At 46.2% G+C, this 13,266-nt stretch carries 18 protein-coding genes; 7 read left to right on the forward strand and 11 right to left on the reverse strand.

Annotated elements, in window-relative coordinates:
• Positions 1-16: 16 nt before the first annotated feature.
• The gene (locus tag IPP67_07710) at positions 17-853 is read right to left on the reverse strand and encodes a purine-nucleoside phosphorylase (GenBank protein ID MBL0339025.1); all 837 of its coding nucleotides are present in this window, start codon (positions 851-853) and stop codon (positions 17-19) included.
• 19 nt (positions 854-872) lie between these two features.
• On the reverse strand, positions 873-1,034 hold the full coding sequence (locus IPP67_07715) for a DUF1289 domain-containing protein (GenBank protein ID MBL0339026.1): 162 nt from the start codon (positions 1,032-1,034) through the stop codon (positions 873-875).
• Between the two features lie 199 nt (positions 1,035-1,233).
• Between IPP67_07715 and IPP67_07720 the strand changes: the two genes are divergently transcribed.
• Positions 1,234-1,818, forward strand: a complete 585-nt coding sequence (locus tag IPP67_07720; protein ID MBL0339027.1) for a DUF1287 domain-containing protein — start codon at positions 1,234-1,236, stop codon at positions 1,816-1,818.
• A 114-nt stretch (positions 1,819-1,932) separates the two neighbouring features.
• Here the strand turns inward: IPP67_07720 and IPP67_07725 are convergent, their stop codons facing one another.
• From IPP67_07725 to IPP67_07735, 3 genes are all read right to left on the reverse strand, one after another.
• On the reverse strand, positions 1,933-3,993 hold the full coding sequence (locus tag IPP67_07725; GenBank protein ID MBL0339028.1) for a right-handed parallel beta-helix repeat-containing protein: 2,061 nt from the start codon (positions 3,991-3,993) through the stop codon (positions 1,933-1,935).
• 944 nt (positions 3,994-4,937) lie between these two features.
• Positions 4,938-5,822: an NAD(+) diphosphatase gene (gene nudC / locus IPP67_07730; GenBank protein ID MBL0339029.1), complete on the reverse strand. Its 885-nt coding sequence runs from the start codon at positions 5,820-5,822 to the stop codon at positions 4,938-4,940.
• A 133-nt stretch (positions 5,823-5,955) separates the two neighbouring features.
• Positions 5,956-6,660, reverse strand: coding sequence for a VIT family protein (locus IPP67_07735; GenBank protein MBL0339030.1), 705 nt, complete (start codon positions 6,658-6,660; stop codon positions 5,956-5,958).
• Between the two features lie 184 nt (positions 6,661-6,844).
• Here IPP67_07735 and IPP67_07740 point away from each other — a divergent pair, with 184 nt between their 5' ends.
• The gene (locus IPP67_07740) at positions 6,845-7,378 is read left to right on the forward strand and encodes a GNAT family N-acetyltransferase (protein ID MBL0339031.1); all 534 of its coding nucleotides are present in this window, start codon (positions 6,845-6,847) and stop codon (positions 7,376-7,378) included.
• A 191-nt stretch (positions 7,379-7,569) separates the two neighbouring features.
• On the opposite strand, the gene IPP67_07745 is transcribed toward IPP67_07740, so the two are convergent.
• Complete coding sequence (locus IPP67_07745; protein ID MBL0339032.1) at positions 7,570-8,568, reverse strand: zinc-dependent alcohol dehydrogenase family protein; 999 nt, start codon at positions 8,566-8,568, stop codon at positions 7,570-7,572.
• A gap of 102 nt (positions 8,569-8,670) precedes the next feature.
• Here IPP67_07745 and IPP67_07750 point away from each other — a divergent pair, with 102 nt between their 5' ends.
• Entirely contained in the window at positions 8,671-9,009 is a 339-nt protein-coding gene (locus IPP67_07750) for a helix-turn-helix transcriptional regulator (protein ID MBL0339033.1), read from the forward strand.
• Positions 9,010-9,069: 60 nt separating this feature from the next.
• Here the strand turns inward: IPP67_07750 and IPP67_07755 are convergent, their stop codons facing one another.
• The 5 genes from IPP67_07755 to IPP67_07775 form a co-directional block, all read right to left on the reverse strand.
• The gene (locus tag IPP67_07755; GenBank protein ID MBL0339034.1) at positions 9,070-9,780 is read right to left on the reverse strand and encodes a CbtA family protein; all 711 of its coding nucleotides are present in this window, start codon (positions 9,778-9,780) and stop codon (positions 9,070-9,072) included.
• 2 nt (positions 9,781-9,782) lie between these two features.
• The gene (locus IPP67_07760; protein MBL0339035.1) at positions 9,783-9,968 is read right to left on the reverse strand and encodes a CbtB-domain containing protein; all 186 of its coding nucleotides are present in this window, start codon (positions 9,966-9,968) and stop codon (positions 9,783-9,785) included.
• 248 nt (positions 9,969-10,216) lie between these two features.
• Entirely contained in the window at positions 10,217-10,639 is a 423-nt protein-coding gene (locus tag IPP67_07765; protein MBL0339036.1) for an MFS transporter, read from the reverse strand.
• Positions 10,639-11,076: an MFS transporter gene (locus IPP67_07770; GenBank protein MBL0339037.1), complete on the reverse strand. Its 438-nt coding sequence runs from the start codon at positions 11,074-11,076 to the stop codon at positions 10,639-10,641. Before IPP67_07770 ends, IPP67_07765 begins: the two co-directional genes overlap by 1 nt.
• Positions 11,036-11,419, reverse strand: a complete 384-nt coding sequence (locus tag IPP67_07775; protein MBL0339038.1) for a hypothetical protein — start codon at positions 11,417-11,419, stop codon at positions 11,036-11,038. The genes IPP67_07770 and IPP67_07775 overlap by 41 nt, the downstream gene beginning before the upstream one ends.
• A 493-nt stretch (positions 11,420-11,912) precedes the next feature.
• On the opposite strand from IPP67_07775, the gene IPP67_07780 reads away from it, so the two are divergent.
• From IPP67_07780 to IPP67_07795, 4 genes are all read left to right on the forward strand, one after another.
• Positions 11,913-12,281: a hypothetical protein gene (locus IPP67_07780; protein MBL0339039.1), complete on the forward strand. Its 369-nt coding sequence runs from the start codon at positions 11,913-11,915 to the stop codon at positions 12,279-12,281.
• A 17-nt stretch (positions 12,282-12,298) separates the two neighbouring features.
• The gene (locus IPP67_07785; protein ID MBL0339040.1) at positions 12,299-12,436 is read left to right on the forward strand and encodes a hypothetical protein; all 138 of its coding nucleotides are present in this window, start codon (positions 12,299-12,301) and stop codon (positions 12,434-12,436) included.
• A 249-nt stretch (positions 12,437-12,685) separates the two neighbouring features.
• On the forward strand, positions 12,686-12,907 hold the full coding sequence (locus IPP67_07790; GenBank protein ID MBL0339041.1) for a hypothetical protein: 222 nt from the start codon (positions 12,686-12,688) through the stop codon (positions 12,905-12,907).
• A gap of 10 nt (positions 12,908-12,917) precedes the next feature.
• Positions 12,918-13,265, forward strand: coding sequence for a hypothetical protein (locus tag IPP67_07795; GenBank protein MBL0339042.1), 348 nt, complete (start codon positions 12,918-12,920; stop codon positions 13,263-13,265).
• Position 13,266 lies beyond the last annotated feature (1 nt).

Below are 13,266 nucleotides of genomic sequence, written 5' to 3' on the forward strand. Positions count from 1 at the left end.
TTGTCGAGGGCGGTTCTTATAATTTACTTAGACGTAAAAATTCAACTACTAATTCCTGCAATTTCGCACTGCTTTTTGCCGCCTGCTGCAGGGTATGTTCATGGGTTAAAAGTTCCTGGCCCATCCCTGCCGCTAAATTGGTAATTAAAGAAACACCGGCAACTTGCAATCCGCAATGGCGCGCTAAGATAACTTCGGGAATGGTGGACATGCCGACCGCATCTGCCCCTAACCTTGAAAAAGCCCGAATCTCCGCAGGCGTTTCAAAACTGGGGCCTAGGCATCCTAAATACACCCCTTCATGCAGGAGGATGTTCGCCTTAGCCGCCGCCTGCCGCATATTTTGTTGTAAAGAACTATCGTAGGCCTGATCCATTCCGATAAAGCGCGGCCCAATGGTTTCATCATTAGCCCCACATAAAGGGTTGGGTAAGCTAAAATTGATATGATCCGTCATCATCATCAGGCTGCCAGCTGGCATATTGGGCTTTAAAGAACCGGCAGCATTGGTGACCATCAAAACTTGGCACCCCATTAATTGCAACGACCGCACCATTTGCCTTAGATAATTTTGCACATTGCCTTCATAGAAATGCACCCGTCCTTGCAAACAAGCAACGGTCTTACCCCCTAATATTCCCAACACCAATCTGCCGCGATGGCCTTGCACTTTCGGCTGGGGAAATCCTGGCAATTCTTGATAATCAATAAAAGTCGGCTGTTCGACTTGATCAGCCAGCCCCCCTATTCCTGAACCTAGGATGAGCCCGATCTGAGGTACAAATCCTGGACGGCGCTGCTGGACGATATCAACCGCATCTTGCGGCCGATGGGGAGAAGACAAGGTATTCATGAGGATTCCTTATGAAAAATTATACACCAAACTTGGCAAGTGCGAGCCGTTGCATAATAGCCAAGCGTTGCGGGTCGGTCATGGTTGGCCAAGCCCTAATCTCTTGCAGGGTACGGCCACAACCCACACAATAGTCACGACTATCATCCAGCTTACAAACTTTAATACAAGGAGAAATCATTGACCTGACATACTTTATTAAAGAATTTATTTGCCTTTTCTTTGGATTTTATACGGGAAGAATTATATCCTGACAATATATATACATATATACCAATTATTTTTTGTTATTCGCCATAATCCTGCCATAATCAGCTGATATTCTTCTCCTTTAGAAGGATTTTTCTCTCATAAATTTTGAAGAAAGGAAAAATTTTCCGATGGGCCGCATTATTTTATTATTTTTTGTTTTGGTAGCCCCTTTGCCTACCGCGGCCCAGCCCCGTTTGCCTTTGTCGACCCAATTGGTGAATGCAGCACTTAGCCAAACCTTACAACCGGTTATCTATGATTCAAGTTACCGAGCCATTGCTTACCCTTTAGGTGACGTGCCAGCGAATTACGGGGTTTGCAGCGACGTGGTTGTCCGTGCATACCGCCAAATCGGCATTGATTTGCAAAAGCTGGTCCATGAAGATATGGAAGCTAATTTCTCCCTTTATCCTAATTTATGGGGGCTAAAAAAGCCGGATACCAATATCGACCATCGCCGCGTCCCCAATTTGGAAAAATTTTTTGCGCGGCACGGTAAAATTTTATCCATTTCCGCCAATCCCTCTGATTATAAAGCGGGCGATATTGTCAGTTGGCGGGTACCCCTTCCCCATATCGGCATTGTCAGCACTTTGAAAACGGCAGATGGCAAGCGCCCCTTGATCATCCATAATATTGGCTTAGGCCCCCAAATAGAAGACATACTTTTCAATTACCCGATCCAAGGACATTTCCGCTATGGGCTGGAGTAAAAGATGATTTTTCCAGGGCTTGTGTGCTATGCTTACTGGTTGTAAATGTTTTCTACCCATAAAAAAGGGGGGGAAGTTGCCTTCCCCCCTTTTCCGGTTATAAAGATATGGTAATTAACGGCAGAGCGGTACCATACCGGTGTTGGTAACAGTGACGTTAATACCACCCATCACATCGACAGCATCGCAAGCTGTTTGCCCGCCAACTGCGGTGAAGCTATTGCCATCTAAATCAACAACGGTGGTAGCAGCACCGGTTAACCCAAAGCCAACTTCCCAATTTTCGGCATGGAAATTACCAATGCGGATGTTGGTCGAATTATTATTCACTTGCAGGGCGCGGAAAGTAGCCACCCCACTGCCGGTAACGCTGATATTGGTAAGGGTAACGGCATCTGCACCATTACTAATAAGGATACCGTGACCATTAGTAGCAGCGGATGTTTGGATGGTCAGATTCCGCAATTCGTTATCATCACTGCTATCGCCATCGATCACAATACCGTTGGCGGCAAAGTTACGGATTGATCCATACGAAATCTCCACGTCATCGACATTGTTATCCATCCTGATACCCGATTGATAATTGTTATCGTCATCATTAATATCAAAACCGCGCACGATGGTATGATCCGCATTGTTTGTCAACCATATGCCAATACTACCCGTACGTAATTTATCTAGGGTTATATTGGTTATAAGAGCACTCTGACTGTCATTGACCTCGATGACACCGCGGTTGATCTCCCCAACATTACTGACCCGCAGATTATTAATGCTATTATTGTCTGACTTATTTTCAATTTGGACAGCATGCCGGGTTACATTTGCCACCGATACATCATCGATCTTGATATAGTTAGAATTATTGATGATATGGAAAGCACGTGTGGTATTCACACCGTTGCCGTTGATATCGAAGCCTTTAAAAAGCACATTGTTGCGGTTGTTATCCGTTTTAAAAACAGCAGTGACATTGCCAGCGGTAATATTGGGGCGTATGCCTGGGGCAGTAAAGGTACCGGTATGCCCATTTAAAGTAACCAGTTCCAACGTTGATCCGCCACCCACCACAAAAACATTATCTTGAGCAATCGTGGCAGTATTATTGCCAAAAGCAATGTCAATGCCACCTTGGACAATAATCATCCGGTTTGTCCCCAAACTGCCAATTTTATTGTAGGGGTTCATAACGCCGCTATCCACAAACTCAACCGCATCAAGGGGGGCATTGGTATTGCTAGCTTTCAAGCCAGCACGTTCGGCAAAAGAATTGCCCCGTTTTTCCTGGGTGCGGAGACCGCGATCAAACACGGTGCGCACAGGGGCGCGGTTAACAAAGCTTTCGGAAGCACCAGCCAAATCGCCGCCAAAATGCCAGGTTAGACCAGCCGTAAACACGGCCTGGGTGCGCCGGTTGTCTGCATATTGGTTGCTTTTGTTGTGGTGACGGACATTAACCCCAGCCTCAATAGCTAAGCCATTGCCAAAGCCAAGGCCAAATTTCACACCGCCATGGACCCCAACCAGGTTTTTGCCCTGACGGTCATAGACATAGATGCCAGCATTGGGGGTGATGCTAAAGCTGCCTAAATTCAATTCATATTGGGCATTCAAATTAACCCCGAAGCGATTTTGCTCGGTGCTTTTTTCCTGACCAACCAGCCACAGATTGCAAATCTTGGTTGTCGTATTGGTGGGGTTGCTACATTCCGTACTACCGGGTTGGTCGCGGAATTCTCCTTCGGCCGCGCCAGAGTTTTTAACACTCCGTTCTTTTTTGCCCACCGGGATTTGTAAAGTGCTGCTGAGGGTGAACCCACCTAACCCAATTTCCAAGGTTGGCTTTACAGCATAAAACATTTTATTGCTTTCGCCTTTTTGCATGCCAAAGGTTAGCAAACTGCCCATACCAAAACTATTGCCCAGCATAAAGCGGGCACCAACGCCCACATCCGCAAAGGGATTGTGATCTTGGAACCCACCATCCAGATAAGCACCAAAACCGCCGAACGGTATCCAAGCTTTGGCATCCATGCCGAAGCCGCCGCCACCCGTTATTTTCGTTGCCCCAACACCCAATGACCCTGATTGTGCATGGGCTGACCCCATGACACCTACTGTTAAAGCCAGTACACACCCACCTTGTAATAATCGGTTATAAAATTGTCTCATGTCATGTTCCTTTTTTGCTATCTGTGTGAAGATCGTGCGGATACAAGCCCTATTCCTCAGCAACCAATTTGACCTGATGTTTTTCCATAAACTTCACGTTTTTTGATCCTCGCTTGTCAACTAAACACAATGACCATCGGCACTCTATGACCCGCCTTACCAAAAAAAATAGGGGCCTACATAAGAAAAAATAATGGCCCTCATTGGCGGGGCAAACCCTGAAACATCATTGGAAAAGGCAATGGCCAATTATTCTTGAGCTTAATCCTTCTGGTATAGCGTCGATCATCATTTGAGGAATTAACTTGCAAGCTGTTTCAACGGGCGGCGCAGACCATTTTTTATTGCTAAAAGTTTTTTCTGTTTTTCTTAAGAGGGTTGAATAGCCAAATCTGCCCATTCGCCTCAATCATCAAACCAATATCCGTTAATCAGTCATTAACCTTATCTTGCTAATAATAATGCCTCACCCAAAAGGATGGTGAAAGCGCTAGTCAAGTTAAAACAGCAGTAACCTTCACCCACCGCGTAACGCAACATTATTAAAAACACCAAGGTAGGAGAGCGATCATGCGAAGAACCACAACAATTTTTATGGAACAACGGCAGGGCTGGAGATATTTATCCCAGGCGGTATATCCATCAGCATGAACGGCTATATCCGCTTATTTGATAAGGACAAGAAAGTAACGGGGCCAGCAGTTCCTCAAGCATGGCCTCCACCTTAGAGTTGACCTGCGGGGTGCAAACGGTTTTCTGGCTTTAAACAGCCAGAAATTGACTGTGGAAGATCTAAAAATAACCGGTGCTAACCCATGCATCCCCTACCTATTCAGCCAAGTGATCAGAATCAGATCAATCTTTTATTCCCCGGGCAAACGGGGCTGGATTAAGAATGATCATTGACCCAGTTTTCAACCAGAAATTTTTCAATGGAATCGGAGCTAAAGGGAAGATGCCCACTGCCCTGGTTTTGCAACCGTTGTTGAAGCTCGGCCACGGTAAACCAACGCGGCCTCAACTAATTCCTCTTTGTCCAAAACGAAAGCGCTTGAGGCCGCTTGCGCCCGGAACCCCACCATTAATCCCGACGGAAAAGGCCAGGCTTGCGATGCCTGATAGGTCACTTGCGTCACGACCAACCCTGCTTCCTCCATCACTTCCCGCTTGACCGCATTTTCCAAACTTTCGCCAATATCAACAAACCCAGCCAAGGTTGAATACCGTCCCTCCGCCGACCCCTGATGGCGAGCCAGCAAACAACGCACAGGATTGCCCGGCAATTCCACCAGCATAATCACCGCCGGGGCAATTTGCGGAAAAAATAACGTGCTACAATTTTGATGGACACAAGCACGAAAATGGCCGCCATTTTTACTGATGGTTTTTTGGCCGCACACCCCGCAGAATTGCTGGCGGCGATGCCAATATAGCAGGCCACGAGCGTAAGCCAGGACATCACCATCCTTGGCCGTGAATTTTCCAAGCAAAGCGCGTATTTCTATAACCATGGAAGCCTGCAGCAATTGCAGCGCAACCGCTTGGGGGATGGCGGAAAGGTCAACCGCAAAAACCGCCTGTTCCTGATCAAGGCCTAAGAAGAATGCCTCGCTTCCCAAGCTTAACTGGTGGAACCTTTCTTGGGATAAGATGATGGGCGCATCGGCGGGCAAAGCCAAAAAACATTGATTGTGCCATAGCGGGATAAACAAACTGTCCTGCTTATCCTGAACTTCCTTAACCCATTGCGGGTTTTGCCGGATTTGGTGGGCACGGTTAAGCCATTGCCCCGAGTAAGATAAGGAGTAAGATAAGGAAAAATTGGTCATGATCAGTTCCTTTACCTTCATTTTTAGGTGGGGATTAAAGCCCTAAAATCATTGCTTGGGATTAAGATCACGCGCTTTTACCTACCAATTGGTGATCAAGCTTCCCCCCTTCTCCCCCAACGAGTGAGTGTGCTTATCCCACAACTATGCCAAAAATATGCCCGATACCGGCGGTAGTCGCCATGGCCAACGCCCCCCAAAAGGTAACCCGCAGGATGGGTGCCCTTATTTTAGCGCCCCCCGTTTTGGCGCCTGCCAGCCCCAATAGGGCCATAAAAAATAAAGAAGACACCACGATACCGGGTATAAGCAAACGGGCGGGGGATAATACGATCACCAACAAGGGTAAGGCCGCTCCCACTGAAAACGAAACGGCAGAAGTCCAAGCCGCCTGCACCGGGCGAGCGTTGGTGATTTCGGTAATGCCCAATTCATCACGGGCATGCGCTAGCAACGCATCCTTCTCCATCAATTGTTCAGCCACCTGGCGCGCCAGCTTTAGCTCGACCCCGCGTTTGACGTAACTTTGGGTTAATTCCTCAAGTTCCAGGCCGATATTGTCGTGCAGTTCCTGCCGCTCGCGTGCCAAATCTGCCTGTTCAGCATCGGCCTGCGAACAGACAGATACATATTCCCCGGCAGCCATGGACATGGCTCCGGCCACCAACCCTGCGGTTCCGGCCAGCAAAATATCGGCCGGGCTAGCGGAGGCCGCGGCAACGCCCAAAATCAGGCTAGCCGTCGAAATAAGGCCGTCATTGGCCCCCAGCACAGCTGCCCGCAACCATCTGATCCGGCCTACAACGTGTTTTTCGCGGTGGTGGCGAAGACGGCTCATCTTTCCCTCCGGTTAGCCAAACGATCTGGTTTGGCATATTTCGATTTCTTTCATCACTATAAAAAATTGCAGGGGATAATGCTATAAAATTCTTCGTCCTCCCAGTCCCTTTTGTTTTTGCTTGATCCATGCTAAAAAGCAACGGTCAAATACAAAGAGGCATATTGCTGTTAGGAAAAACCCGATGTTCACGGTTAGGCCCGCTTTACAAGTAGATATCCCCCAGCTCCTTCCCCTCTACCGCAAAGTGGTGCGGCAAGGCGGTTATGGCGGGTTAAGCATTGCCGCGCGGGAGCGGGATATTTCCCTGGCCTTCATCACCCGCTTGTTTGATCAAGCGGCACAAGATGGGCGGCAATTGGTAATTGCGCACCCCGATCTTCCCAGGCAGTTGATTGCCGAGATCCATTGCTGGCGGCAAAAACCGGCTTTCCTGAACCATGTGTTCGGTGATTTAATCATTGTGGTTGATCCCGAATTTCAAGGGCAAGGGCTGGGAACGCTATTGTTAAAAACCTTGCTGGAAAATGTGCGCACGGCACACCTGGATATCTTGCGGGTGGAATTATCGGTTTTTGCAAGCAACCACCCGGCGATTGCATTGTATCAAAAAACAGGCTTTGTGGTGGAAGGCCAGGCTTTCAAGAAGTTCCATCTCAGCAACGGCCAGTTTGAAAATGAAATTTCCATGTGCTGGTTTAACCCAAGCTTTACGTGAAAGGCCTGGGCCGCAAGAAATTTTCCTGAAAGATCTTAAAAAAAAGACTACTCCTGGCGTGAGGTAACAATTGCGATTTATTTACAACAGGATAATGGCTTCAAAAGATCGGCAACCCCTATCCTCGCTTTAATTTTACCAAGGAATTGTCCTTTCTCTTAATGATCCACCATCCCCTATTCATCGCCCTATCACTGCCGCGTCACGACCACTTTACCCACAGCCTTGCCGGATTCCAGATATTCATGGGCGGCGCCTATTTGTGCAAATGTGAAACGGACGTGATCGATTAAGGGGCGCACCTGCCCCTGCTCAACCAAACCGGCCAATTGGGTTAAAATATCACCATGATGGGCACGGCCAATATTTCTCAGCATCGGCAATAGCATGAAAACGAAATGCAGGCTTAAGGATTTTGCTTGCATCATTTTCAAATCGTAGCCTGCCTGGCCACTGGATTGGATAGCGATGACCTGACCGTAATGGGCAGCGGCGGCAAAGGATTTTTCCATATTCGCTCCGCCAATCGTGTCAAAGACAATGTCGAACCCCTGGCCCTTTGTCAGTCGCTGAACATAAGAACTGACCGTTTCTTCTCGGTAATTGATCACTTGGCTTGCCCCCAAATTGCGGGCGATTTCCGCCTTTTCTTTACTGGAGACCGTCGTGTAAACTTTAGCACCTGCCCATTTGGCCAATTGGATGGCAATATGACCAACTCCGCCGGTTGCCCCATGCACCAAAATTGTTTGGCCTTTTTGGATTTTGGCCTTGTCAAATAACCCCTCCCATGCGGTTAACCCGACCAAAGGCAAAGCCGCCGCCTCGGCAAATGAAAGTGATGGGGGCTTATGGGCGATTAGGAGCGAATCAACCAACATCAAATCCGCTAAAGCGCCATTTAATCCCTTTAACCCACCCGCACACCCATATACTTCATCGCCGATTTTAAAACCCTTGACCCCCTTGCCGATTTTGGTGACGATGCCTGCAAAATCCCCATGCAAAACGGCCGGAAAATCAGGCGCTAATTCTTGCGGCCCGCGGCTGCGAATTTTACAATCAACCGGGTTGACGCTGGTGGCTTTCACTGTCACCAACATATGTCCCGGCTTTAATAGGGGTTCCGGCAATTGCATTTCCTTAAAAACATCCGCTCCTCCGAATGATTGAATCGCGACCGTATACATGAATATGTCTCCTTGATTGATTTCTGTTACTTTACACATATCATTTGGTTTTATATTATCAAGTATACACTATTTATTTATCTACATACAAAAAGGTAACCAATGAAACTAATATCTGATGATGAACCTTTCGGCTGTACGGTGGAAGCCACTCTTTCCGTGATTGGAGGACGTTGGAAACCGGTGATTCTGTTCCGGCTGATGGCGGGAACACAGCGTTTCGGTGAATTGAAAAAAACGATTTCGGGCATCACCCAACGCATGTTGACCAACCAATTGCGGGAATTGGAGCGGGATGGCATTATTAAACGCCAAGTATATGCTGAAGTGCCGCCCAAGGTTGAATATTCCCTGACAATTTTGGGACGGTCTTTGGAGCAGATTTTACACGCAATGAAGAATTGGGGAGCAGAATATTTGGGTCAAAATAGAGGCGCATAAAGAAGCTATTGGCCGCTTATGCTACATTGTTGCTCAAGTTCTAAATTTTAAGTTTGTTAATTAAAATTTACCGATCAACCTGCCATTGTTGGCACTCTGCTTTGCATACAGCCACCCGCTTAACCCGCCCAACACCACCCAGAATATGGCCATGGTGGCAAGTGAGGCAGCGGCGAATTGGGCATTCAGTTCGGTCGGCACCACCCCACCCAAAGGTGGTTGAGGGGCGCCAATAAGATGCGGCAATGCCAGGACAGCAACGCCAGCGGCTTTAAAAATAGGTGATTTGCCAAATATCAAGGCATATAACCCAAACGCCGTGGCTAACACAGTGGCCAACCACCAGATTTGGCGGGCGGTTAACCCACCCGCCAAGGTGGCGGGCAACTCTGGCGGCAAACCAAAACCGGGAGCAAGGGAGAATACGGCAAAGCCAGCCAGCCCCCATAAAACCCCGCGTTTGCCATCAACCGGGTCACCCCTTAGGATAAAGGCGCTGATCAAGATCAAGGCAAAACCAATGCCAACCCCCAAATCGGCCAGCAAGCGGTACGCATTGCGTTCAAACCCATTGGCTGGTTCCCAGGCGTCTTCCGCATGTTGATGGGCTTGGATCCCCGTTTCAGGGGAGGTTGCTGGCGTGGCGGCATCCGCCTCTTCATATATTTCGGCTTGCAAAATCAGGGGGGTTAATTTGAAACTTTGGATGGCGAAGACTAATAAACCTGCCAAACATCCGGCAATCAACGCCGTGAGTAAGATTTTCTGCATGGCTAATGACAGGGGAAACCAGCCGCATGGCGGGTATCATGGGCGGCGTTATGCAGCACATCGATGTGGGAAAACCCGATGATGAAAATGAACAAGGCGCCCAAGGAAAGAGTTGCCAGGGCCGCAATTTTGCTTCTATCCGCCTGCACCCGGCTGTCGGCGGGTTGGGAAACGTTCAAAATATCCATCAAAAACCTCACTACGTCAAAATGACGATGCAGGGGTAACAAGCCACAAACGGCCTATTTCCCTATTTTGTTGTTTATCCCACGAAACTGACCAGCCTCATGCTAACACGGCCACCAACCCCGTCAAGATTTGTCTTGCTATGTATCAAAAATTTATGCCCGGAACAGGTTAAAAAGGTTTCCATATCAATCTTCCCTGCGGGAATTTTGTCCTATATTCCCAAATAATTAATTCATTATATCCCCGATTATCCCCGCAACCGCGTGCCAATCCACATGAAAATGGTTGCAGCAAGGCCAACCGCACCGGATATATGCCAAAGCACAGACCCGCCCCAAATACCATAAATGGCCGTGCCAATCGGGGCAGCGCTGAAATGAACAAGAGAAAATAACGAATGATAAATCCCAAGATAATGACCGGCCTTGCCTTTTTCCGCCCGCGCCATCACCAATCCCAACACGGGTGGATACAACATGATTTCGCCCAGCGTCCATATGATGACCGAGAAAAAAGCAAACCAACCGGCCGTTGAAAAGGGCAATATGGCAAAACCCGCACAAAGCAGGAATGTGCCCAAGCTGGCTATAGCCCCGCCTGGATAACGTTCCATCAGCTGCGTCATGGGCAGCTGCAAGACAACGATCATCAGGCCAGACAATGTTAACATCAGCCCGTAGAGGAGGGGCTGATATGATAAAAATCCGTCAGGTAAACCGAATAGGTGGAACCAATTTGATTAGATACCAAAAAACTTAAAAGGACGGATATGCAGATCAGCATAAACCCAAAATCCTTATAGGGGTTTGCAGCGGCCCCGCCCTCACCCACCGCCTTGTTGTGATTTTGTTTTTCCTTCAGGCTTATGCTTGCAGGTATAGCCTGATGCATCAGCAACCCGGCTGCTGCCACCAAAAGTCCATTAACCACGAAGATATAATGATAGTTGACGTTGGCGAGCAATCCGCCCACCGCACCAGCAACTGAAAAACCCACATTGATCCCTATCAGATACAGCGAATAAGAGCGGGACCGTTCGGTTGGCGAACATAAATGCATGATAATGCTATTGAAGTGGGGCCGGTACGCCCCATCGAACAGACCCATAAAAGATAACCATGCCTATCAAGATGGGATCACGCACGAACACCAGGATAAAAAACGGCAAGCTGCCCACCAGTAACACCAGGTCCATCATCCGGCGGGGGCCGATCCTAGAGACAAAGATTGCCCCGCCATAGGCACCCGTCAAGGATCCAACCCCGAACCATAAAAGCAAATAACCAACGTTGGTCAGGGGAAAATTAAGCTTTTGCGTCAGGTAAAGCGTCATGAACATCATGGTTACACTTCCTGAACTTCTAAGGAAGGCGGCTATAGCCATCCCATAAATGGGCTTTGGGAACCCGCCATACCGATACAAAATATTCCGCTTAAACGCTGTTAACATGATAACCTATGCCATAAATGAATTGTTCCTGGCTATTAAGGCCATTATATATTCGCTTTTCATATTTAAAACATCGATCTATACTTAAGGATCATATATTTTAAATGAATAAAAAGTTGAAAAGATTAAATTTAGGGAGAATCGCCAATTAAAGGAACGCATTCAACATCTTGAAAGCTAACTTCCGCAGCAGCAACCCCTCAAAAGCCCAATTTTGATTTATTTGAGATTTTACTAGTTTATGGAACGGAGATTGCAGGTTTATTTATTGTGGGTGGCAGCTTCTTTGCTATCGTCACGTTGTTTTCCTCAAAACCTATTTTTATATATTAGGACAGGGCTGCGCATGGATAGGAATTGGATGCTTTATGATGGGATTGTTAGGGATGGGTATTGTACGTTTGCAAGCATGGGTTGATAAAAGAAAAAATAGGTAACCCTTCGCCGCCCTGTAACCATTATAATCCTAAACATTTGGTGCCATGACTAAACAATGGAAAAAAGTGATCGTCTTTATGAAAATGAAACAGCTAAAGATCGTAAAGATCAGATATACCAAGACTGGGATCAACTTATTCTCAATTTAGAGCATTTTAAATTCTCAGAAACCCTTGAAATCCAAGTAGAGGAAGAAAATGCGGTAGAAATTCTCCCTAACGAAAAAACCCCGCTTCATATAAAAAAGCTTCACTGCTTCGGCATATTAGGAAACAACCATTCGTTTAAATCAATAACTTCTGGCAAATCTTACTATTTCCCTAAAATTACCCTGCGTAATTATGAAATGAGGCTAACATTGGCCTATACTGAATCAGATGACGTGATCTGGCTTGAAACTGGCCTTTCAAATGAAAACTTCTGAACCAAGCTAAGCGGCACATGCAAAAGTTCAATGGCATCCCTAAACAAAACTTCAATCTTTTCCTTAAAGAAGGCGAACGGCGCTTCAATAATCCAAATCCAAAAATCCAGTTGACCTTACTCAAAAACTGGATAAAACTGCGTCAGAAAACCTAAACATCTATGCCAGCCCCTTAAATTTATATGATTAATGGGGTTAACTTTTAAGAATTTGAGCAAGAAAAATGAACCCCTCATAGTTTTATAGACGTTCAAAATCTTTATATTTCAAAGTATTAAAAATGAAAAAACTGATTTTTTTTATTTTCTTTTGTTTAATCACAGCTGTAAAACCCTCTTGGCACAGTCTATCACAGGAAATGAATTATTAGAATTTTGTGATGGTAATCAGCAGGAAAAAGAGACTTGTCTTTTTATATAATAGGGGTTATTGAAACCAAGCAAGCAATGGAATTTTGGCAAAAAAGTCCTTGCTATTTATATTACAGACCTGAAAAATCAACAAATGGGCAATTAATGGATATTGTTATCAAAGGATTGAAAGAAAATCCTAAAAATAGACATTTAAGCGCAGTGCTTTTGTTATTTAATTATATGTCCGCAGCTTATCCATGCCCAACCAAGTAAGATAAAAGCCATGAAAAAACTTCTTATTTCTCTATCCTTATCAACTCTTTTTATATTTGCTCATATTGATTTATCTTCTGCTCAATTTGTTACAGGGAATACTTTACATAAATGGTGTAATTCTGAAAGGGATAAAAATTTATGTCAGGCTTACATTTTGGGCATATTGGATAGTAATGACATATTGAATCTTTGGGAAGGGAAATGCGTGTGTTTTGAAAAAATGCCAAATGTTATCGGACAACAATGTTTAGACGTGATTATCAAAGGAATAAAAGACAATCCTAAAGATAGAGATTTGTCTGCAGCAGGTTTAGCTTTTGCATATATTAAAGATGAGTTTCCCTGTCCCCAATAAG

The sequence above is a fragment of the Rhodospirillaceae bacterium genome (genome assembly GCA_016722635.1).
In the GTDB taxonomy this organism is placed as follows: Bacteria; Pseudomonadota; Alphaproteobacteria; order JAEUKQ01; family JAEUKQ01; genus JAEUKQ01.